Genomic DNA, 23,048 nt, shown 5'->3' with positions numbered 1-23,048 from the left:
ACTTAATATTCTATAATTCTATCGCTGGGATTTTATATTATGAGTTACATAGTATTAATTGGTTCATAAGGGAAGTACTGTAAAATGGAGCAAATTCAGGACAGCCTGAAAACTGATCCCGAAATCTACTTCATTGACGCGCAGGATGTAAGATGAAGCAAATTCAGGACGGCTTGAAAACCGATCTTGCAATATACTTCATTAATGCGTAAGCTGTAAAATGAGGTAAATTCAGGACAGTCTGAAAGCTGATCCCGTAATCTACTTCATGGATGCAGAACCCCTTTGAACCACCAAACTGCTCTTTTTACAATATCCATCTCCATAAACTGCTTTTTTCTGGTTCTTTACATCGCTTTTCCTGATTTTCTTTCGTCTTACTCTCTTATTGCTTTTCTTCCCCTCTGCTGGCCTGATTTTCTTTTCTCTTACTCCCCTCTTGCTTCTCTTTTTACTGCTTTTCTTTCCTCCGGGCTGGCCCGATTTATTACTACATTTATCTAAACAATTTGATTGGGAGAGTTAACGTCTCCCAATCTTCCTGTTCAAAATTTTTGTTCTGTGGGTTTATCCATGGCAGCTTCCGCAATTTGTATTTTCATCAGCCGAAATATGGGTTTCCTGGGTGCTGCTGTTCAGGAGAGCCGATTTTGCTTTTAAGACCGCGTCTTCCGAACCTGAAGCGTAGATGTCAGCTCCTATCCGGTCAGCCCATTCCTGAGTTATCAGCGATCCCCCCACACCTGTTACGACTTTATCCCGTATTCCGGCGTTTTTAAGCTGCTCTTCAATCTGTATCTGCTGGATCATGGTTGTGCTCATGGATGCCGAACTGAATACAAAATCTGCTTCGTGTTCTTTGGCGGCTTCAGCAAATCTTTCAGATGAGACTCCCTCTCCAAGGTTAATTACTTCAAAGCCCTCTTTTTCAAAAGCGGCTGCAATACTGTCCTTGCCATAAGTGTGGGAATCCCCTTCAACAGTAGCGATTACGACAGCTCCCACATTACCTCTATCCTTTCCGCCCGGATCTCCGGCCGACACAGGGAAGATGAATTGAGCAGCAACTATCCCCAGAATTAACAGGACCAGTAAACTCAATTTTTTAACGCACATATTTTTCTCTCCTTTCTTTCTCCAGATTTTTGACTTCCTTCTGACTTTTTTTTCTCCGGAATTACCTGTTCCTTCTGCACCTTTTTCCGCTCACATTTTCAAAATCTTCTGCGGTTTTTCCGGATATAAGGGGAAGATAATCACAGTTTGCTTCCGTTACATTGTAAGGCAGATCTGAAATCATATCCCCGTCCTCGTCAGAAGCTGTTTCTGAGAAACCGTTCCCTTGCGGGGAAACCCATAAATTTCCGCCAAGGTAAGGCCCCCCTGCAATATTCACACCAGCGATTTTCGAAATATTCCAGCTGTTTGTTCCGAAGTCTTCAGCGTTCCGGCTGTTATTCAGGTAATTGTTGTAGATTATATTGAAGTCTGAACCTGTCCCATCTGTCCAGTTCAGGTTAAGAGAGATGCCGATATTATTTCCCAGTATCCTGTTTCCTGATATTGTATTGTTGCCGCAGCCTTCGGTATATAATCCATAGGAGCTGGCTGTGATGGTATTATTGTTCAGGGTATTTTCTTCACTTGACCCGTAGAGGTAGATCCCTTCATAAGCCTCTGAAAGTATATTTCCTTCAAGGGTGTTGTTGCAGCTTGTATCCCCAAGGTCTACACAGCACCAGCTGCTTGAGCTAACAGTGTTTTCTTTAAGGACATTGTCTGTGCTTGTATCACACAGCCAGATTCCCGCCATGTTATTTGAAGCACTGTTATCTTCTACATGGCAGTTCCTGCAGCTGCTCAAAATGAAAGCGTTTCCTTCATTAGAATTTACATCATTTCCCCTTAGAGCTGTCATGGAACAGTTTCCAAGATATACTCCATGTTCACAGTTTGAGATGCTGCATCCTTCAAGCAGAGAATTTTGACTATTATAGAGGTAAACCCCAAAACTGCTGTTTTCAAGACCCAGGTCTTTGAGGGTGATGTTTTCACAATTTATGCAGTATACAACTCCTGCACTGGAATTGGAGTCAATTGTAAGGTCTGAAACTCCTGACAAATAATATATCGATTTCCCGTCTACCTTATTGCTTGTGTCGATGCTGTTATTCATTTCACCTGTGTAATGATAGGTGTAAGCCCCGAAATTTCTGCTGTTGCGGGACATTTTATTTTTTTGGAGTATATTGAAGCTTGAGTCGAGATAAATTCCCCAGTGGTTTGAATTAGCTTTGTTTCCTCTCAGGATGCTTCCGTTCGAGTTCCCGAGGTATATCCCGTACATTTCGTTTGAGTTTGCGGTATTCTTTTCAAGCAGGCTTTCCCCTGAGCCGGTAAGATAAATTCCGTAAAAATTATTCAATGTTTTTGAGCCAGATATACGGCAGCCGGATGAATCTTCCAGGTAGATGCCAACCGCTCCTTCAGATGCGCAATTATTTTGAAGGGTATTGTTTTCGGACGAATTAAGATAAAATCCGTAATGCCTGTTCGATTTTGCTTTATTGTCTTTTATCAGGTTCCGTTCCGAACTTTCAAGCCAGATACCGTTGTCACTGCTTTCCAGGCGGTTATTTTTCAGGATATTTCCGTGTGAATTATTCAGCACGATACTTCTCCAGTTTCCTGAAAAATAGTTGTTAGTGATATTGCTTCCAGAAACGCCGTCAAGGTAAATTCCATATGTGGAATTTGCCCCTTTTATAGAGAACCCGCTGATTTTTACAGAATCAGAAACAATGTGGAACACAGGGGCTTCCGGGTCTAGAGCAGTGATTACGGTTTTTTCAGGGTTATGATTCGTGGAGCTTATTTCCAGTGATTTATTTACGAGTACGTTTTCACTGTACTGCCCTTTCCCAACAAGGATAATATCCCCTTCGGAAGCTGCGTTTACTGCCTCCTGCAGATTTTCGTATGATCCTGTTCCTCCTCCTTCTTTTACATAAAGAGTAGCTGAGGATGCGGAGCCTGATATAAGGATAAGCAGTGTGAAAACAGCAATAAGTACAAATATTCTCTTCCCTTTCAACAGTATCACCTTCCTGTAAATGAACCCCGGTTTATCTCTCTCATAAAGTCTGAATAATGAATGCTGGATGAGTTTTTTCCGGGTAACCCATGAAATTTGGGCAAACTTTACAGGATAGATAAGAAGGTCTCTGCACGACCAGTATTCAGGTTTTCACAGGGACATGGTCAGATTAAAAATCCACCTGAGGGTTAATTCAGAATATCCTGTATTCAGCTAACCCGGAAACAATCCTTAAACGGAGTTCATAGCTGATTTAAAAAAAGAGTTTTAATTTTATTATTTAGACCTGGTTATCTGGATAACAACTGTTATCTTTTACTGCCTGCTGGTATATTGTTCGTTTTTTACTGGTATACTGCTTACTTTTTACTGGTATACTGCTTACTTTTTACTGGTATACTGCTTACTTTTTACTGGTATACTGCTTACTTTTTACTGGTATATTGTTCGCTTTTTACTGGTATACTGTTCACTTTTATGCTCACCGGGCTCTATTCGGTTTAAGGGAGCTGGAAACCCGGTTAAAATTTCAGGTTCAGCAGGTAGTTCAGGACAGGTCTGCCTGGATACATACCGGGGCTATATGGCTTACCACCTGGAGGGCAATGCTCTCAAGGAAGTTGCGGATATTCCATGGAATCTTATCCAGAGTATGGGAAGCAAAGTTCAGGCTGCCTATGATTTCGTTGCTATATTTTAAAGGAATTACCGCAACTGCTTTTATCCCCTCTTTTCTTGCAGCTTCAGCCATTTTATCCGAGTAAAAATCCATTGAATAGATAGGTTTTTCAGCCCAGACCTGTTTTGCTTCATTTGAGTCTGCTTTAAACCTGGAAACTTTTTCTTTGAATTCTGGAGAGATGCCGCGGGATTGAACAAGGTTTATCTGGTCCAGGAGTTCATCCCTGATATATACGCCTCCGGCATCTATCCCGTTTATTTGCAGGCAGGCATCAAGTACCATATTAAGAATGGCATGGAGATTCCATGTCGTGTTAAGTTTTGCTCCAAGTTCCCTCTGTATTTCAAGCATTTTCTGGGCTTCTTTTCTTTCGGTAATATCCACAACCAGGCCCTGAAGATGAGTTGCTCTGCCTTCTTCGTCCCTCTGGACAAAGACTCTTTCTTCTACCCAGAGCATTCTTCCCTCTCCTGTATAAATCCTGTATTCAATGCCGAAAGAACCCTGCCCCTCAGCGATGCTGCGTTTAAGGGTTTCATTAACCTTATTAATGTCATCTTTATGTATTATATCCCCGTACAGCACCTTTCCTGATATGAAATCTTCTACCTTATACCCTAACTGGGTCACATTCTCTGAAACATATTCTGCAGGCAGGTTCTCTTTGTTCTCCCATAAAAAAGCTATAGCCTGGCTGTTGTTGATTATGGTTCTCAGCATGCTCTGCATTTCAATCGATTTACTGAGCGCTTCTTCTTTTTCTTTGTCTTCAGTTATATCAAGCACAAGCCCCTGAATGTGAGTTATCTCGCCTTCTCTGTTCCTCTGAATAAATGCCCTTTCATTAACCCAGCGCACGTCTCCGGCTTTTGTGAATATCCTGTATCCCGTATTGAAGTCAACTTCCCCTCTGCGTATTCGTGTTTTAAGTTCCTCTTTCACTCTGTTCCTGTCTTCAGGATGGATGATATCCCCGTAAAGGAAATTGCCGGAAATAAAGTCCTCAACTGTATATCCAAACTTAACAACATTTTCCGAAACGAATTCTGCAGGCCACTTTTCTTCATTTCTCCATAGAAAAACAACAGCAGGGCTGTTATTTACCACAGTCCGGATTGTTTCCTGCATCTTGAGGACAGAGAGCAAATCCACAATTCCTATTGCTGCAACAACTTTTCCATCTTCGGAGAAAATAGGGGAAACGGCTACATTCCTGCCAAGGTACGTACCTCCCTTTGGGACTCCACGCACAGTTTTACCGTTCCTGAGTACCTCTTCGAGTACAGGTCCCGTATAGTCTCTATCAATTATTTTTCCGTTTTCCAGGCGAAGCCCTTTCCGCTTTAAACTGCGGATAGTGGTCGGGAGCCCTACAAGAGAATGTACTGCTACGGCTATTGCTTCAAGCTCTTCTGGTCCTGCATCTTCGGATATCAAAGAACTAATTCTTTCACCCCCGGAAAGATCCTGATGTTTGAATTGAAATATAAGAACTCTTGAACAGGAGAAGGCATCAAACTGAAAATCAGACTCGAGATTTTTATATTATATCTCTTGAGATATATAGTCACTTTTCATTTATATAATTGAGATTTCTCAAACCTTTCCAGAGTATCTTTTCTAAGTGTACGTGCAGGAATAGATCGGAAGACACTGGATGAACTGAAAAAAAGTATTTTTTATAGATTTTTTTAATCCCTAACTGGAAAAATAGTATAGTCCTGAGCGGATTCGAACCGCTGTCCCGGGCTCCAAAGGCCCGAAGGATTGACCACTACCCTACAGGACTGCGCATGAAAGCTTTTACTTATAGCTTAATTCATGTACTTAATTTTTGTGCCATCTCGGGACTTTTTTGTGAATTTCCTGTAAAATATCAATCATATCAAAAATCATATATTGGCGTTGAAATTTTTCATATAGCAATCTTTTTTGTTTCAAAAAAATTTTTTGTATAATTAATTTAAAGTATTTTACATTATTAGTATATTATGGAGCTGGAAAAGAAAGGTATGGTCGAATAGAGAAGTGTTAGCGGATTGTAAAATAATTGCCCGGAGTTATCGGGTCCTGCTCTGGAACATGTTTGATGGGAGCATTGTTCAGGGCGGCTGGTTGGGGAATACGGCAAAGGATCACGGTGGCACCGGGCTTCTTCTTGTATTAAGCATTCTACTGGTTCTAAACATTTATTGGTTTAAGCATTTTATTGGTCTAAGCATTTTATTGGTTCTAATTTGTAATCAATTAATTTTCAGTTAATTATATCCCGTATTGTTCCGTTTTTATGTTGTTTCAAAATTATTTCTTTATTATCTAATTCCAACAGAATATTATCTAATTCCAACAGAATACTTTTTGCTACGTTTTTTAATTAAAAATTACAAATGCCGCATATTTTATTCTTACTTTAAAACTTTTAATGCAATAATATAATTTGCTGTAGGACAATTTTTAACATAATTAATTTAAAATAACTTACGTTATAATTATATGTTGCAGTTGGGAAGCAATACAGGATAAACCAATGTAATCTGCCACCAAAAAACTGCCTGGAGCCGCTGGTATTCTCTTTGAATCAATATGCTTGGGGGAGCATAATTTGAAGAGGCTGTGTTGGGGGATGCAGAAACTTATGCGGCATCCGGGCTTTTTTTACAACCTTTTTACTCTTTTTTTTACAACCTTTTTACTCTTTTTCACTAACCTTTTCACTAACTTTTTCAATCTCTGCTTTCAGGAGAAGTAACCTCTGAGTTGAAAAAGCAATATATTCATCCGCTATTCTTTTAATTTGCCTTTTTTCTCAGAAAGTAATGGTATTGCAATAATATTTAATATTGAATCCTTTTCAGGCGCTGAATTGTTTCATAATAAAATATATTTCGCTGCGAAACAATTTTTAATATAATTAATTTAAAATAATCAAGAGTTAATTATATATTTGCAACCGGGAGTGAACAGATCGAACGAATGAGTAATGGATGTGAATAAGTACAGGAATTGAGAATCTCTCGAAAGCTTTGATCCTGTTCTTGACCTGTTCTTGACTTATGCTCGGGGGCGCATATCTCTGGAACAAATGTATCGAGGACTACAGCCGGAACAAATGCTTTCGGGATTTTTCTTACTCTGTCTCTGATTAATTCCTTCTTTGATTTTCCTTTTCGCTTTCTCTATCTTATTTTTGTCCTTTCCCCTGATTTTTTATTTCCTTATCTTTTATATCAATAAACGTAAAACCCCTGAGTCCTTAGCCCGGTGGTAATTCACTTTCCTTATATCTTTAATCTCCTATCTGTAATCTTCTTTTGAAGTTTTCAATATGGAATTAATTTTTTTCTGAATGAAAAATTTGGAGTAATTAATTTGAAATAGTAATGATATAATGTTATATTTGTGGAGTTGGGAAGTGAGACGGGTATTAAAATGGAACTGCTTGGGGGCAATTGATCATGCTTCTGATTCAATATGCTTGGGGGAGCATATCTTCGGGGCTTGCTATGTTGGGGGACATAGTAACTAAAGGGCAATAGTGCCTCTAAGCTTCTTCTTACAACACTTTTTACTTCGGTTTTTTATCTTCGGTTTTTTTATCTTCGGTTTTTTTTCCCTTTACTTTAAATTTAGTCAAAAAAGGACGCTTGACCGGAAGGTCAATCCCTTCTATTTCAATATAGAGCTCAACTGCTTCCTTTAGATTTGACACTGCTTCTTCAATCGTTTTTCCCTGGCTTGATATGTCCAGTTCCAGGCATGAGGATATGTACCAGTCACCCTTTTTCTGCACCTTCGCAGTTAAAGTAAACGTTTCTGTCATAATTTGTAATACTTCGGGATTATGTTAAATATTTCGCAGTTGGTCCCCTGTATCTGTCAATTTGTACTGCATAAAGCCTTCTGTTCCGTATATTCTCTTCTCATGGCAGTATGACTAAAGGTTATACCTTAAAGAAAGCAACAACTATTGACCACATTATAAGAAAATTATATATACTTTCAACTTAATCACTCTCTAATAATATACTTTGAGAGATGACCTTTATGGCTGACACACGAAATTTTGTTTTGCGAGATGTAGATGGCACGGAACATGGAGTTTTCACTGGAAAACAGCCTCGTCAGGCTGCTTTGAAAGCTGCAAACAGAGGTAAAGGAACAAAATCAAAACCAGATATTATCCGTCTAAGAGAGCGCGGGACAAAGAAGATTCACGTTTTCAAGGCATGGAAGCAGGTTGTCGCAGCTCCGAAAAACAAGCCTGAATGGATGCCGGATAAAATCAGCAAACCTTTTGTTAAGAAAGAAAAAATAGAAACAATCGAGTAAAATACATTTTTCTTCATATACCCTGGAAAACCGGGGACATTTCATTTTTTTCAAAGCCCACGAGCATCTTCTTTTCCCTGGATATTTTTAATACTTTTTTCTGGATATGTGGTGATTTTTTTCCAGTAGACTTTTCTTTCTAAATTATCCGCTTCAAGCTTAAAATGGGATTCTGTATTTTATAAGCGCTATTTTTCAGAATCCGGGGAATTTTGAGCCAGATGACAAAACGTTTCTTAGTAAAAAAATTTCTTAGTAATATACAATTTTCGAAAATCCCCTGGGCAGTTCTTCCCCCAGGAATTGTTCAACTTCTTTTTTCAGGTTTGTAACCGCTTCTTCGATACTTTCCCCTCTACAGACAATATCCGCCTCCGGGCAGATTGAAATATAGGTGTTCTCTTCTTTCCGAATAGTCACAGAAAAAGGAAAGTAAATTGTCATACCTTGAAATATTATTCAGTTTATTTTAAACATTTCGAGTCTGACATTCCTTATGTCTATTTTCGCTGATCTTTTCTTTCTGTTCTCCCCTACAAGCGCAGGGATTTTATACTTGTACATATATCACTCCCAAAGTTTATGTTAATAGAACTCTGGAATGTATGTTAACAGGCTTGCGGGATTTATGGTAGCTGACTCTTTTGTATATTCTTTTGTATCTTCGCCCGACCTTTCTGTACTCGTCCTTCTCTGTGTCCTTCTGCTTACCGCTCTCAGGCAGGTCGGGTCTTTAAGGTTGCAGATCTGGCAGGTCATGACCCTTGGAGCCATTTCTGTGCTGCTTCTCGGGGAAATTTCACCTCAGGAAGCTCTCAGGGCAATAAACATAGATGTGCTCCTTTTTCTTTTCGGGGCCTTTTGTGTGGGGGAAGCACTTAACAGGAGCGGATATCTTGCCTGGATAGGAGGCCGGATTGTTTCAAGGGCAAAAAATACGGACCAGCTCGTTTTACTGGTAATCTTCTCCACAGGTCTTCTCTCCGCAGTCCTTATGAATGACACCCTTGCTATAATGGGTACCCCGCTGGTTTTGCGTTTTTCAAGGAAATACGGCGTGTCTCCCAAACTCATGCTCTTTGCCCTGGCTTTCGGGATAACCACCGGGAGCGTCATGAGCCCCATAGGAAACCCCCAGAACCTCCTGATCGCAATTGACGGAAATCTTGACTCCCCCTTTGTGGTATTTTTAAGCTCCCTGGCCGTACCTACTATGATAAATCTTGTGCTTGTTTATGCCGTTCTTAAACTCTTTTTCAGCAGCGAATTTGGGAAACCAGCTCTGATACACACCGACGAGCTTATTTCAGATCCCGAACTTGCGGAAATATCAAAAAAGGCTCTTTTCCTTCTGCTGGCTCTTATTACATGTAAAATTCTTCTCGTAGAGTTCTTGCCTGCCTGGGATTTCAGTTTGAGCTGGATTGCCCTTTTCTCGGCTTCTCCCATACTGCTCAGCAAAAGGCGGACTGAAGTTGTAAAAAATATTGACTGGGCAACCCTGGTCTTCTTTGTTTCCATGTTCGTGCTCATGGAAAGCGTCTGGATTTCCGGGACCTGTCAGGAACTCCTGCACAGAATGTCTCCGCAGTTAGGCTCAGTTCCCACTATCCTTGCACTCAGCATAGGACTCAGCCAGCTTATTTCTAATGTTCCCTTTGTTGCGCTCTACCTCCCTGCAATGGGAAGTGGTGTTTCACAGGGACAGTTGATGGCTCTCGCTGCCGGAAGTACAATTGCAGGGAATCTTTTGATTCTTGGGGCCGCAAGCAACGTTATTATACTCCAGAATGCCGAAAAAGAAGGTGAAACTTTCTCTTTTATTGAATTCGCTAAAATAGGGCTTTTAATTTCATTTTTAAATGCTATTATTTACTTTATATTTCTTTAAACTTTAAAAGCAATTATATTTACTTAAATGAAGCAAGGAAATTCGTTCTAGCTTGAAATGCTGTTTTAATACCCATTAATCCTTTAACTGCTCTATCCAGCTGACCCTTTGAGTATATAAATCTCCCTGACTGTCCGATAAACTTGATATACTGAAAGCACATACATTTTTTTCGGGAAGATATCTTATCATGACCCAGAATAATATTGATTCTAATTCCAGGCGCAAACGCGCTAAAGGTGCCGTACAGACGAAAACCCTCGGGCCTGTTGAAGACCTTGAAACTCATGTCCGGTCCGACTGGTGGCAGACTCTTTTTAATTCTCTCTATCTCAAGACTGATGCCGATCTTCTGGATGACATTGAAGTTACAAAGAAAGAAGCTGATCTTGTTGTTTCTATCCTTGGGCTCAACCCTGAAGATGCTGTTCTTGACCTTTGCTGCGGACAGGGCAGGCATGTCCTGGAACTGGCAAGGAGAGGATTTCCAAATGTTGAAGGCTATGACAGATCCCAGTACCTCATCCGAAAAGCAAGGACAAGGGCTCAAAAGGAAAATCTGCAGGTCAGGTTCAGGGAGGGGGACGCAAGAAAGCTGCCTTATCCATCTGACACCTTTTCTGTGGTTACCATTCTCGGGAACAGCTTTGGATACTTTGATTCCACTCTGCAGGACAGAAAAGTGCTCGAAGAAGTTTTCCGGGTACTGAAGCCAGGTGGGAGAGTCTTTATTGACGCTGTAGACGGGGACCACATTAGAAAGAATTTCCAGCCAAGATCATGGGAATGGCTGGACAGGAAGTATTTTGTATGCAGGGAAAGAGCCCTTTCTTCAGATTGTGAAAGGTTGATCTGCAGGGAGGTTATATGCCGTATTGATAGAGGGATAATTGCAGACCAGTTTTACGCTGAAAGGCTGTACAACAGGGAAAGCCTTTTTGAACTGCTTACAGCATCAGGTTTTAGCAGCCCGACCTTCCACACAACTTTCAGCCCTGTCTCGACAGGCACTCAGGACGCAGGAATGATGGAAAAGAGAATTCTGCTTTCGGCCACTGTTGAGAAAGCCTGGCCTTCCGTGGAGTCTTCAGGTGCGGAAAGCAAAAAGCCCCTTAACGTTGTTGTTGTGCTTGGGGATCCAAGGAAGGAAGACCAGGTCAAGCCTGCCTGTGTATTTGACGATGATGATTTCGAAACCGTTAACCGGATGAAGACGGCTCTTTCTGAAAATTCTTATATGAAATTCACTTTCCTTGACAGGCATGAAACCCTTTTCGAAGACCTCAGAAAGAAAGCAGGGAAAACCGACCTTGTACTCAACCTATGTGATGAAGGTTTTTACAACGATCCCGTAAAAGAATTACACGTTCCTGCCATGCTTGAACAGCTTAATATCCCTTACACCGGCGCAGGTCCACAGTGCCTTGCCTACTGCTATGATAAATCTCTTGTAAGGGGAGTAGCTCGTGAGATGAGGATTCCTGTGGCAAAAGGGGTTCTCGTTACAGATGATTCTGATATCTCAAGGCTTTCTCTCTCTTTTCCCCTGCTCGTAAAACCCAATTCAGGAGATTCAAGTTTCGGGATCACACAGAAAAGCATAGTCCACAGCAGAGAGGAACTTCTTGACATCATGAAAGAAACACGGGAAAAAATAGGGTCAGACAAGCCTTTCCTTCTGGAGGAATTCCTCCCTGGAAAAGATATCAGCGTAGGTATAATCGGAAACCCTCCTTCGTGCATCGTGCTGCCCATTACGGAAGAAGACTACTCTGCAGTCCCGGGGGAACTGCCAAAGATTTGCGGGTATGAAGCCAAATGGCTCCCGGATTCTCCTTACTGGAAGATTAAATCCGTACCTGCGGACCTTCCTGAAAAGACCCAGAAGGAAGTCGTAAGGAGCTGCCTTGCTCTCTTTACAAGGCTGGAATGCCGTGATTATGCCCGCTTTGATTGGAGGCTCGACGCTGAAGGCAGGCCAAGGCTCCTTGAGGTAAACCCCAACCCTGGATGGTGCTGGGACGGTCACCTTGCCAAAATGGCAGCTTATGCGAACATCTCTTATTCCGGTATGCTTGCGACAATTATTGGGGCTGCAAAGAAAAGATATGGTATCGGGCTGGGCGGCAAGGTTGTGCTTCAAACGAAGGCAGGCCAGTCCACAAGAAAAAGCCCGGCTGAATGTGCTGCGGAATTCGAGGAAGAAGTTGAGGCTAAAAGCTCAATTGAGCCAGGAAATGGCAGGAAGAGAAATGTTTTCTCAAGCAATTCCGAAACTATAAAGGTTCTCTAAGAGTAGAGGCTCTCTCATAGTGTATGGTTAAAACAATCAAAAATCGGTTAAAAAAATTTGACTTGGAAATAAACCCGGATCAAATAAGCGGGTCTGAAAATTTGCCGGATCGGAGTATATCTGATCCACAAAAGACCGGAATTTTATACTCGAAAAATTGAATAAAAAAACGGAACGCGAAAGACTAATTTTTTTCCTTCGCTTTCCTTTTACTCTGCGATGTTTATTTTTGAATGATTATCGTCAGAATATCTTCGTCTTCCATGGCATGTTCAAGCCCCACTCTCTGACCGGGGTGTTTTGCAGACGAGCCCCATATCTGGGCATAGCGGAACTTCCTGCGGAAATCGCGGTGCAGCCTGTCGCAGATCTGGCCTATGTTCGTCCCGCTCATAACTATAAGGGGTTCTTCCATATCTGCCGGTTGCCCCTGAGGTTTCAGATATACTCGAATAAAGCCAAGGCGGTCGTAAATAGCATTCTTGAGTGTTTCGATATTTGTGCCTTCGTGGGCTGAGATAAAAATCGCGTCAGGGTACATTCTCCGGCATTCTTCTATCAGCTGGGGATACCCAAGGTCCACTTTGTTGACAGCAATTAAAGAACGGACATAACTCCTGTTTCCCAGAACTATATCTATAAGCTGGTCCACAGTGATATTTTCCCTTATGAGGACATGAGCATTATGGATTTTGTATTCGTCAAGGACGGCTTTTATAGTTTCTTCATTGAGGTCCAGCTCTATGGTTGAGTTTATCTCGATGCCGCCCCTGTCTTTTCTTTTAATGCTGACGTCAGGAGGCACTTCATCCACGCGGATTCCTGCCTGGTAAAGTTCATCCATAAGCACTTCATAGTGTTTTGGCTGGAAAACATCAAGCAAAAAGATGACCATATCAGAGTTACGGATGACCGATATAACTTCCTTCCCGCGACCGCGCCCTGAAGACGCGCCTTTTACAAGTCCGGGTACGTCAAGGAACTGGATTGTTGCACCTTTATGTTCAAGCACTCCGGGTACAACTGTAAGCGTGGTAAACTCGTATGCTCCTACCTCTGATTTTGCGCCTGTAACTTTGTTCAGAAGCGTGGATTTCCCCACTGACGGAAAGCCCACCAGAGTTACGGTACCGTCTCCCGATTTTTTGACCGAGTATCCTTCTCCTCCACCCTTTGAGGAAGACTTCTTCTCAATTTCATCCCTCATGCGGGCTATCTTGGCTTTCAGCCTGCCTATGTGGTGGGAAGTTGCCTTATTATACTGGGTCTTCCGGATTTCTTCTTCTACTTCCTGTATTTGCTCCTGTATGCTGCTCATCTGAAACCTGCCGATTTCGGGACTGAAGAAATGATCTTATAGTGATTTTATATTTCGTGAAAAAGAAACCGCATCCAAACGGTCTCTAAAAACCTTTTTTGATCCAAAACAGATCCGTTATCTGGATATTTTATCCTGAATAGTTGGATGCAATATATATACCTATGGAATACTTTTATTGCCCCGGAATTTTTCATTGATAAAATTATTTATTAAAACTTACTGCTGCTAAAAGGGGTTTTCCTAATTTATTCCCTGTTTAAAATTTGCTTTAGATTCCTGATTCCATAGTAGATTTATATTTATATCACTGAATAAGTATAATAATATTTAAACCTTATTGATATATCTTTCTGGTAATTATGGATAGCAGATGCCTTTATCCATTATAAATAATCTCTCCTGTTCTCTCACATACCTGAAGCCCTGCAGGAAGTTTTGAGGCAAATTCTTTCGAGCCAAGGGTTTGAAGGAATTTTTGGACTTCAGGGGTGTCGAGGACCTCTTTTCTGATCAGAAAATCATATTCCTCTTCCGCAATTTTTATGAATTTTATGCCATTATTTTTCTCTGCACAGTTCCTTAAACCTACTCCTGCATCAGCTTTTCCTGAAAGAACCGCTTCGCAGACTGCAACTTCGGATTTTGCTCCTGAAGAGTATCCGTGTATCGAGTCTGTAAACTCTTTTTTGTTAATCTCCTTCTCTCCTGCCAGTTCTTCTATTTTCAAATCCAGGAGTGCCCTTGTCCCGGACCCTCTGTTCCGGTTAATTAAACGCTTTCCTGGCAGGTCTTCAAGTCCCTTAATTGTGCTGTCCAGCCTGACAAGAATCCCGACTTCCCGCCTGTACCCCCTGACAAGTACAGCCCCTGAAAGCTCCATATTCTTCATTATCGGAATATTGTACAGAGCTTCTGCCTGACCCTTTGATTTCGAGGGTAAGTTCACACCCGCAATATCTGCCGTCTTTGCTGCAATTGCGCTGAAACCCCCGCTTGAACCCGTATAAAGTGTCCTGAACCTTAGTCCACTGAGGTCTTCCAGAACGTCAAGCCCTGGACAGAAACCTCCTGATATCTGGAGGTCCGGTTTTTCGACTTCTCCAAAAAGGGTCACTTCCACAGGCGTCCCGGATTCTATAAATTCTGTTTTCGGCGGAATTTCTATAAATCCATCTGCTCCGGAAAGGGAGGTTATGGCACCTGAACCCCGGTCTGCAGGATAAACTCTTCCCCTTACCATCCCAACCGGAAGGAGCTGCTGCCTTCCTTCGGAGCGCAGGTCAGTACCCATTATTCCTTTTTCCATTTTTCTTGTCCCTGCTTCCGCTCTAAGGGATTTTTTAAGCAGAGGAGCCACAAATTCGTTAAAAATCATTAAAGCAGATGTCGGGTTCCCGGGAAGCCCTATAATCGGGATGCCTTTTATGATGCCGATGACAACAGGTTTTCCGGGCTTTATATTGATCCCGTGAGCGAGGGTCTCGCCTGCTCTGTCTATTAGCCTGTACATCACGTCCCCTGACCCTGAGGACGTGCTCCCGGAAGTAAGGATCAGGGCACATTCGGAAACTGCAGTTTCAAGTACTTTTCCCATCAGGTTTTCGTCGTCTTTCACAATCCCGTAAAGAAGAGGGAAAGCTCCGCATTCTTTAACGCCTGCATAGAGCGTATAAGAGTTTGCATCGTACACTTTTCCCTGAGTCAGGTTTTCTCCGGGACTTACAAGTTCGTCTCCTGTTGAGATTATCCCTATGGGCAGCCTGAGTACGGGGACTCCTTTTTTGCCTGTGGAAGCCAGAACCCCGATTTCTCTTGTGCCGATTTTCCTCCCCCTGCGCAGTACCCTTTCCCCTTTCCGAATATCAGAGCCTGCTTTCATGATATTTTCCCCCACGGTTACAGGTATGAATACAGATACAGTCCCGTTTTCTTCATACGTATACTCAACCATTACCACAGCATCAGCCCCTTCGGGAATCGGGGCACCTGTCGCAATCTCCACGGCTTCCCCTGCCGAAATCCTGAATTTTTCATCCGATCCTGCCGGGATATTTCCAAGGAGTTTAAGTTTTACGGGTACTTTTTCACTGCCTGCATAGGTATCTTCTGCCCTGACAGCATAACCGTCCATAACCGCCCTTGGAAAAGGAGGGACATTAATTTCGGTAATTATATCCTCTGCAAGGGTTTTTCCATAAGCGTTTTCAAGAGCCAGATATTCCTTTTCCGGAGTGACCTTAAGGCTGTTTATTATTTTCCGTGCTTCTTCTACAGAGACGAGTTCCCGAAATTCTTTACGTTTCATCAGCATCAAACCCTGAGTCTTATCGGTTTTCAGATTGTTTTTTACCTTAATAGCGTTTCCCGGCATATGTCAACACTTTAAACATTAGAAGTCTCAACTAAAATACTCTCAACTAAAATACTCTCAACTAAAATACTCTCAACTAAAATACTCTCAACTAAAATACTCTCAACTAAAATACTCTCAACTAAGGTACTCTCAACTAAAATATGTTTCAGCTAAAACACGTCTCGGCTAAATACGTCTTATACGAATAAATTCACTAAAATAGTTACATTAATTAAAACAAATTTTGCTAAAAAGGCAGATAATAAAGAAATTAGTAATAAAATCGATCAAAAAAGATTTTTAGCGGGAAAAACCCCGCAATTCTTGCATTTGCTTTAGCATTATTCTTTTCTCAAGCAAATTCTTTCATTCTGATTCTTTTATTTATAAATAGGGGTGCCCGTACTGCGGGTTATTTTGTCAAAGGCTTCAACCATCTTCATTGTGAGAGGACCGGGTTTGCCATTACCGATGATTCTTCCGTCGAGCCTGGTGACCGGAGCAGATTCGGCTGCAGTCCCGGTAACGAAAATTTCGTCTGCCGTGTAGAGGTCAAAAAGGCCGAGGTTTGCTTCGATAACCTTGTATCCCATTTCATCCAGAAGCTCAATGGCTGTAGCTCTTGTGATGCCTTTTAAGTTGCTTATTGTGTGGGGAGTAAAGACCTTATCATTTTTGACGATAAAGATGTTGTCTCCAGAACCTTCGCACACAAAGCCGTTCTGGTCAAGGAATATGGCTTCATCTCCGCCTTTCTCATTTGCTTCTATCTTTGCAAGGATATTATTCAGGTAGTTCAGGGACTTGATGTTCGGGGACAGGGCATCAGGTGCATTCCTGCGGACGCAGACGCTGACTCCTGTAAGCCCGATTTCATAAAGGTTGCCGTACATGGCACCCCATCCCTGGGCGATAACAACAACGCACGGTTTTTCACACTTGCGGGGGTCAAGCCCGAGATCTCCGACTCCTCTTGAGACGATAGGGCGGATGTAAGCGTCTTTGAGGTTATTTTTTCTCAGGGTCTCAAGGATTATTTCGGTCATCTCTTCTCTTGTAACGGGTATGTCCATTGCAATTGCTTTTGCTGAATCAAAAAGCCTGTCAACATGTTCCTTTAACTTGAAAACACGTCCGTTATATGCCCTTATTCCTTCGAACACACCGTCCCCATAGAGGTAACCGTGATCATAAACCGAAACTTTGGCTTCGGATTTCGGGACAAATTTCCCGTCTAAATAAATAAGTAACTCACTCATTTGCAAATCATCCTTCTCGGTTTTTTTGCCTGTAAATTATTTAACCGGAGCTTTTGATCCAGTACGGCCTTTAATCTACAGGCCAATAGCCCAATTTACTTTTTCAGTCTTTATTAGTATGTAAGCTCTGTGCAAAGATCACAAAAGAACTCTGAACTTTGAGAGAGTTACCATACTGGAAGTCTTATAAAACGCTCCAAGTGAAATGGGTATATGCTGATTATATATTACAATTCCGCTTCCACATAAATATTTTAAGATTTAATACAGCCCTAATTTACATTTTCAGACAAAAGGCTTTTATCTTAGAAGGCTCATTTCGTATTCCGCAGTAGAAAAGCAAACAGGGCTCGTGGCTTAGCCAGGATATAGCGCTGGGCTTCTAACCCAGACGTCGGGGGTTCAAATCCCTTCGAGCCCGCTTTATTCTTCTTCTTTCAATTTACCTTTGACAAATAAACCTCGAATTTCTTCCCGGTTTTCTTATCTCTCCTGCTGAAATCCTCTTCTTTCTGTTTTCACCTTCATTATTTCTCGCTTTGTTTTCACCTTCAATATTTTGGCAGTTTTCTCCTGCATAGCTTAGTCTCTTAAGGAAATGCTTAAGCAAGCATTTTTTAAAGCCACAGGGTTCAAAACAGGATTGAAAAGTGTCCTAAACAGGATTAAAAAGTGTTCAAAACAGGATTGAAAGTTCGAATAAATGAAAATAAATTAAAAAACAATTTGTCGGGTGTTAAAGAGACCTGAAGTCCCTGTATAATCTCTCCCTGTTATTTTCTTTGTTTGCAGGCGATTTTTTTCTTTAATTGCCTTTAATCTTTATTGCTTTAAGGATTTCAGACATCATTTAACATTATTTTCCTGAGGCATGATTATTGCCATAATAATGTATATCACGATTCCGGGCCCGATTCCGCTCAACAGGATAAAGAACGCAAAGCCAAGCCTAATAAGGGTTGGATCAACATCGAAGTATTTTCCGAGCCCTCCGCAGACTCCAAAAACCATGCGGTCACTTTTGCTTCTTGTCAGGCGCTTCTTTGTATAGCCTGTGCTTTCCTCTTCTCGGGTTTCCCCTTCAGATCCCATATCTTCTTCCATAGTTCCTTCGGGTTTTTTCCATGATCTCTCTGTATATCCTGTTTCATGTTCTCCCGGAGATTTGAACTCGCTTGCAGCTGGTTCTTCTCTTTCCTGGTATTCCGAATCCATAGTCGTGCCTTTTTCTTCCATTGTTTTCTCAGGCTTTTTCCAGGCTTTTTCTGTGTAACCAGTTTCAAGTTCCCCCGGAGATTTGAAATCGCTTTCTTCAGGTTCCTTTTTTTCCTGGAATTCTGAATTTTCCTGCATATTGTTTATTCTATTTAGGAGGATTTATATTATCTGGTACTTGTTAATTCTTTAACTGTCCCTGCTAGATTTATTGCTGCTCCACTTCTTTTTTCAGTGACATTCGGTGCAGCCGCACCCATGGTTCCTTCGGAAAATTCCGTACAGCATTAGAGAGAGAAGAAGGACCGCAAAACCGAGCTTAATACTCTCAGGGAGCAGTTCTTCTGCGCTTCCAAGGGTTGCAGTAACGCTTATTCCCAGTTTGAAGTAAAGCCAGTCAAGAAGGATTCCTGCTCCAATGGCACAGAGTGAGATTACTCCAACATAAAGGACTGCGGAACGTTTTCCCAGAAACCGGGCGACCATGGTTATGGTTGCCGCATTGGTTGCAGGTCCTGCAAGCAGGAAAACAAAAGCTGTGCCAGGACTCATCCCTTTGGCTACCAGGCTTGCTGCAAGAGGAGTTGAAGCGGTAGCGCAGATGTAAAGCGGGATACCTATTACAAGCATGACCAGCATTGAACTGAAACCACCACCAAGGTATTCCTGGATCAGGGTTTCGGGAATAGCATAGGAAATTATTCCTGCAAGCAGAATACCTATAAGCATCCATTTGGCAATCTCTCCCGGAAGTTCTATGAAGGCATATTTCAGGCATTCCAGAATCTCTTCTTTTATGGACTTTTTACTCCTTTTGTCAGAGAACTGTTCTCTTTTCCCCTCTCCGCAGTGTCCGCAGCCACATGAAGAGGCTCTGTTTTCAGAAGCATGAATTGCAGGCGTAATTTTAAGATGTGAAGTCTCTCTTCCGGGCTCGGACTTTAATTCCAGATTTCCGGACTTTAAAGGCACAGTATTCTGGTCAGGATGTTTCTCTTTTCCCGTTTCCGTTGCCTCATGTGTTCCACAGTTGCATGAAACGGGACCGCATTTATCTCCGCTTACTGATACGCCAACAAGAGTTGAGGCCGCAAGGATTTCAGCTTTCTTTCCGGCTTTCTCATTTTCACTTTTTCCGCTTTTTTCCGGATCCTCCCCTATCAGCAGGTTATCTGCAATCCCTGCAAGGATTGCGGTTACAAGGGTCGCAAGCGGGCGAAAAACAGCCATCAGAGGGTCAAGGAGGGCGTATGTGATAGAAATAGAGTCCATTCCTGTCTGAGGAGTTGAAATCAGGAAGGAAAGGGTCGCACCCCGGTTTGCTCCTCTTTTCCTTATGGACATTGCTGCCGGGATAACTCCGCAGGAGCAGAGAGGAAGGGGAAGCCCTGCCAGAGCGGCATTGATTACGGAACGGATTTTTCCTGCTGATGTTCCAAGATATTCTACAATTTTCTGATCCGGCACAAGGACATTGAGGATGCCTGCGATTGCAAATCCGAAAATAAGGTAAGGAGCAGCTTCTACAAAGATTTCCCATGAAGATATGAGGATGGCCGAAATCAGTTCCGGGATGGAACTGAATATATCAGTACTCAAGCTTTTTCCTCCACGTGTTCAAGGCACATCTCGATAAGTGTGCGTACATGTTCATCTGCGATATAGTAAACTGTAAATTTTCCTTCCCTCCTGACCCTTACAAGGTCGAGCTGCCTGAGGGTCCTGAGCCCATGCGATACGGCAGACTGTGTGACTTCAAGTTCCTCTTCAAGTTCACAGACGCACATCTCTTTCTGTCTGAGTAAAAAAAGTATTTTCAGGCGGGTATCCGATTGGAGCGCCTGAAATATTGCAGACATCCGTGTGATGATTTCCGCGTTGGGAACCTTTTGCATCAGGGTTTTTATCTGTTCAGTGCTTACTCGCTTGCACTTATTTTGCATGATTATATGAACAAATGTTCATGTATTAATCCTTTTCTAAAACTTCTCAAATGCAGAATTTTAAGATAAGATATATCAAAATTTAATGTAAGATATCAAAATGTATCTTAGAGCACCAGCATGATAATTGCAAAAAGCCCCAGAACTAAAAGGGATACCCTGTCTCTTTTCCGCATCAAAAGCTCATGAATCGAAGTCCTGCAGGTCCCCTGATATCCCCTGCTTTCCATTGCAAGGGAAAGTTCTTCCGCATCCCTGACCACTCCTCTTATCAGGGGGATTGTAAGTGCCGGAACAGACCTTACTGGGTTCTTCCCAAAATACATACCTCTTGAAGCCTGGGCAGCTTTTGTCCGCTCAACCCTATCAAAAAGAAGAGGGAGGAAAGCTATTGAGAGGTTCATCATTGTCGCAAGCTCATAGGAATTCACACCCAGCCAGCGGAGAGGCAGAGGGCGCAACATTCTCTCTATCCCGCAGGTGATTGCGGACGGGTCAGTGCTTGCTGTCATAAGGGCAGCAAAAAGCAGGAGAAGGATAAACCTTGCAGAAATCCTGATCCCGTTATAAAGCCCTTCAAGGGTGGGGCGCAGGATCCAGAAAGAAGCCAGTTCCTGTCCTTCCGTGAAGAAAAACTGTGCAAGGAAAATGAATATAATAAACAGAGCCATGGGCCTTACTGCCCGGAAAAAAACCTTTAGCGGAAGCCGGGAAAATGAAGCAAGGGCAATAAAAAAAGTGAAGAGGGTCCCTATTTCTAAAAAGCTTTCCGCCCTGAAAGCCAGGATGCCCAGCAGCATTACGGCTGCAAGTTTTGTTCTTGGATCAAGCTTATGCAGAAATGATTCTCCGGGCACATAACTGAAAACAGGTTCTTGCATGCTCTTCTCTCCTCTTTTTTCTCCCTTGTTTTTTATCACCTGTTTTACATTTTTCAGGATGTTTCTCCGGTTACTTTTCAGTCTGTTTTTCAGCTCTTTCTTTTTCAGCCTTTTCTTTTTCAATCATTAATTTTACACGCAATATCTCTTCAAGGGCTTCCTCAACAGTAAATACTGCAGGATTTACCTGTATGCCTCTGGAATGAAGTTCTCTCATCATGGAAGCCACAGGAGGAAGGGGCACATTTTCAGTTTCCATGTACTCTTTTCTGCTCCCCTGAAAACTTATCCTCCCTTCCTTAATGAGTACTATTCTTTCCAGCAGAGGAAAAAACCCTTTGAGGTTATGGGTTACGGTTATAATTGTCGTCCCCTGCCCCTTTATTTTTTTGAGAGTCTCCAGAATCTCTTTTTTACCGGCAGGGTCAAGCCCTGTTATCGGCTCATCAAGCACAAGGTAGTCCGGCCTGAGTGCAAGGGCTCCTGCAAGTGCGACTCTCTGCATTTCTCCTCCGCTCAGACTCAGGGGGTCTCTGGACAGCATTGAGCGTTCAAGAGATGCGGCTTCAAGGGCTTCAAAAACCCTTTCTTCAGTTTCTTTTCTAGAATATCCGAAATTAAGAGGCCCGAATGCTATTTCTTCATATACTGTCCTGCAAAAGAGCTGGTCTGCAGGCTGCTGAAATACCATCCCTACCCTGCTTTTAACCTTTTTTGAAGAGGGGTCAAGCCCGTTAACTGTTATTCTTCCCGAATCCGGACGCAGAAGGCCGTTAAACAGCTTTATAAGAGTGGATTTCCCTGCACCTTTTTCTCCAAGTATCCCCACAAATTCCCCTTTTTCAATACGCAGGTTAACATCTTTTAAGGCTGCAATTTCAAGAGGGGTATTTCTGGAGTAGAAGACACTTATGTTTTCAAGAATAATCGGCATAGTTCCTCCGCAAAGCTGGAAGGGGAAGAGGTATTTTCCCATGAAATTTCGATTCCATGGTTTTTCAGCTGCTCTGCAAGTTCTATGAGGGAAGGTGGAGTAAGCCCCAGATCTTTAAGTAAAGGATCTGAGAGTATGTATTCAGGTTCTCCTTCAAGCACTATTCTCCCCCTGTCCATTACTATGATCCTGTCTGCAACATGAAGTTCTTCCAGGTTATGTGTGGTATATACAATGGTCTTTCCTTTTTCATGAAGCTTTTTTATGCGCCTGAGGACAGCTTCTCCGGAATCAGGGTCAAGCATGGATGTTACTTCATCAAAAACAAGACATTCAGGCTCCATGGTAAGGACCCCTGCAAGAGCCACGCACTGACCCTGCCCTCCACTCAGGGACTTTGGGGAATGGTGCCTGTATTTCTCAAGTTTGATTTCTGCAAGGGCTCTATCCACCCTTTTGCGTATTTCCGCCGGGGGGAGGCAGAGGTTTTCAGGACCAAAAGCAAGGTCTTCTTCTACAGTCCTGCCAATAAACTGGGTTTCAGGGTTTTGAAATACGATTCCAACAATTTTCCTGAACTCCTGAAGCTTTGAAAAGTCTCCGGCGTCGATGCCCTTTACAATGACCTTTCCTTTCTGAGGTCTTCGGAGCCCATTAAGGTGGAGAGCAAGAGTGGATTTGCCGCTCCCGTTCCTCCCTATTATCCCCAGGTACTCCCCTTTTCTTATCGTCAGATTTATGTTTGTTAGAGCAGGGGTTCCATCAGGATAGCAGTAACTTACGTTTTCGAGCCGGATCATGTGGTATCGAGTTTACATATTTTTATTGATTGTATCAGATTCAATTAACT

General features: G+C 42.4%; 17 protein-coding genes and 2 tRNA genes. 4 read left to right on the top strand and 15 right to left on the bottom strand.

Annotation, left to right across the window (positions count from 1 at the left end):
* Positions 1-567: 567 nt before the first annotated feature.
* The 5 genes from M886_RS02620 to M886_RS02595 all read right to left on the bottom strand — a co-directional run bounded on the left by M886_RS02620 (position 568) and on the right by M886_RS02595 (position 7,599).
* Positions 568-1,116, bottom strand: a complete 549-nt coding sequence (locus tag M886_RS02620) for a cobalamin B12-binding domain-containing protein (RefSeq protein WP_015411537.1) — start codon at positions 1,114-1,116, stop codon at positions 568-570.
* Positions 1,117-1,177: 61 nt separating this feature from the next.
* Positions 1,178-3,103, bottom strand: a complete 1,926-nt coding sequence (locus M886_RS02615) for a right-handed parallel beta-helix repeat-containing protein (protein ID WP_084685037.1) — start codon at positions 3,101-3,103, stop codon at positions 1,178-1,180.
* 541 nt (positions 3,104-3,644) lie between these two features.
* On the bottom strand, positions 3,645-5,216 hold the full coding sequence (locus M886_RS02610) for a PAS domain-containing protein (protein WP_048050607.1): 1,572 nt from the start codon (positions 5,214-5,216) through the stop codon (positions 3,645-3,647).
* A gap of 279 nt (positions 5,217-5,495) precedes the next feature.
* Positions 5,496-5,568, bottom strand: a tRNA-Gln gene (locus M886_RS02605).
* Between the two features lie 1,776 nt (positions 5,569-7,344).
* Positions 7,345-7,599, bottom strand: a complete 255-nt coding sequence (locus M886_RS02595) for a type II toxin-antitoxin system HicB family antitoxin (protein ID WP_011033001.1) — start codon at positions 7,597-7,599, stop codon at positions 7,345-7,347.
* Between the two features lie 224 nt (positions 7,600-7,823).
* Between M886_RS02595 and M886_RS02590 the strand changes: the two genes are divergently transcribed.
* The gene (locus M886_RS02590) at positions 7,824-8,108 is read left to right on the top strand and encodes a non-histone chromosomal MC1 family protein (RefSeq protein ID WP_011033000.1); all 285 of its coding nucleotides are present in this window, start codon (positions 7,824-7,826) and stop codon (positions 8,106-8,108) included.
* A gap of 252 nt (positions 8,109-8,360) precedes the next feature.
* Here M886_RS02590 and M886_RS02585 read toward each other — a convergent pair whose 3' ends face one another.
* Positions 8,361-8,552, bottom strand: a complete 192-nt coding sequence (locus tag M886_RS02585) for a hypothetical protein (protein WP_048036659.1) — start codon at positions 8,550-8,552, stop codon at positions 8,361-8,363.
* A gap of 184 nt (positions 8,553-8,736) precedes the next feature.
* On the opposite strand from M886_RS02585, the gene M886_RS02580 reads away from it, so the two are divergent.
* Both M886_RS02580 and M886_RS02575 read left to right on the top strand, forming a co-directional pair.
* Positions 8,737-9,999, top strand: a complete 1,263-nt coding sequence (locus tag M886_RS02580) for an anion transporter (RefSeq protein WP_048050606.1) — start codon at positions 8,737-8,739, stop codon at positions 9,997-9,999.
* A 190-nt stretch (positions 10,000-10,189) separates the two neighbouring features.
* On the top strand, positions 10,190-12,292 hold the full coding sequence (locus M886_RS02575) for a methyltransferase domain-containing protein (RefSeq protein WP_048050605.1): 2,103 nt from the start codon (positions 10,190-10,192) through the stop codon (positions 12,290-12,292).
* Positions 12,293-12,515: 223 nt separating this feature from the next.
* Here M886_RS02575 and M886_RS02570 read toward each other — a convergent pair whose 3' ends face one another.
* The 3 genes from M886_RS02570 to ilvE form a co-directional block, all read right to left on the bottom strand.
* Positions 12,516-13,610, bottom strand: a complete 1,095-nt coding sequence (locus tag M886_RS02570) for an OBG GTPase family GTP-binding protein (protein WP_048050604.1) — start codon at positions 13,608-13,610, stop codon at positions 12,516-12,518.
* A gap of 379 nt (positions 13,611-13,989) precedes the next feature.
* The gene (locus M886_RS02565; protein WP_048051622.1) at positions 13,990-15,918 is read right to left on the bottom strand and encodes a molybdopterin biosynthesis protein; all 1,929 of its coding nucleotides are present in this window, start codon (positions 15,916-15,918) and stop codon (positions 13,990-13,992) included.
* A gap of 428 nt (positions 15,919-16,346) precedes the next feature.
* Entirely contained in the window at positions 16,347-17,225 is an 879-nt protein-coding gene (gene ilvE, locus M886_RS02560) for a branched-chain-amino-acid transaminase (protein WP_015411527.1), read from the bottom strand.
* A 346-nt stretch (positions 17,226-17,571) separates the two neighbouring features.
* Here ilvE and M886_RS02555 point away from each other — a divergent pair.
* A tRNA-Arg gene (locus M886_RS02555) sits at positions 17,572-17,646 on the top strand.
* A 425-nt stretch (positions 17,647-18,071) separates the two neighbouring features.
* Here M886_RS02555 and M886_RS19445 read toward each other — a convergent pair.
* The 6 genes from M886_RS19445 to M886_RS02525 form a co-directional block, all read right to left on the bottom strand.
* Positions 18,072-18,578 carry a PspC domain-containing protein gene (locus tag M886_RS19445; RefSeq protein WP_048050603.1) on the bottom strand — a complete coding sequence of 169 codons (507 nt, stop codon included), beginning with the start codon at positions 18,576-18,578 and terminating at the stop codon, positions 18,072-18,074.
* A 93-nt stretch (positions 18,579-18,671) separates the two neighbouring features.
* A complete protein-coding gene (locus tag M886_RS02545; RefSeq protein ID WP_048050602.1) occupies positions 18,672-20,039 on the bottom strand; it encodes an SO_0444 family Cu/Zn efflux transporter in 1,368 nt (455 codons plus the stop codon).
* Entirely contained in the window at positions 20,036-20,383 is a 348-nt protein-coding gene (locus M886_RS02540) for an ArsR/SmtB family transcription factor (protein WP_048042181.1), read from the bottom strand. Before M886_RS02540 ends, M886_RS02545 begins: the two co-directional genes overlap by 4 nt.
* Before the next feature lie 107 nt (positions 20,384-20,490).
* Positions 20,491-21,264 (bottom strand): energy-coupling factor transporter transmembrane component T family protein, encoded by a 774-nt coding sequence (locus tag M886_RS02535; protein WP_048051621.1) that lies wholly within the window; start codon positions 21,262-21,264, stop codon positions 20,491-20,493.
* 70 nt (positions 21,265-21,334) lie between these two features.
* Positions 21,335-22,198 (bottom strand): ATP-binding cassette domain-containing protein, encoded by an 864-nt coding sequence (locus tag M886_RS02530; protein ID WP_015411521.1) that lies wholly within the window; start codon positions 22,196-22,198, stop codon positions 21,335-21,337.
* The gene (locus M886_RS02525) at positions 22,174-22,998 is read right to left on the bottom strand and encodes an energy-coupling factor transporter ATPase (protein WP_048050601.1); all 825 of its coding nucleotides are present in this window, start codon (positions 22,996-22,998) and stop codon (positions 22,174-22,176) included. Before M886_RS02525 ends, M886_RS02530 begins: the two co-directional genes overlap by 25 nt.
* Between the last annotated feature and the right edge of the window lie 50 nt (positions 22,999-23,048).

This window comes from Methanosarcina soligelidi, assembly GCF_000744315.1.
Taxonomy (GTDB): Archaea; Halobacteriota; Methanosarcinia; order Methanosarcinales; family Methanosarcinaceae; genus Methanosarcina; species Methanosarcina mazei.
This window is presented reverse-complemented; position numbering and strand designations above follow the sequence as displayed.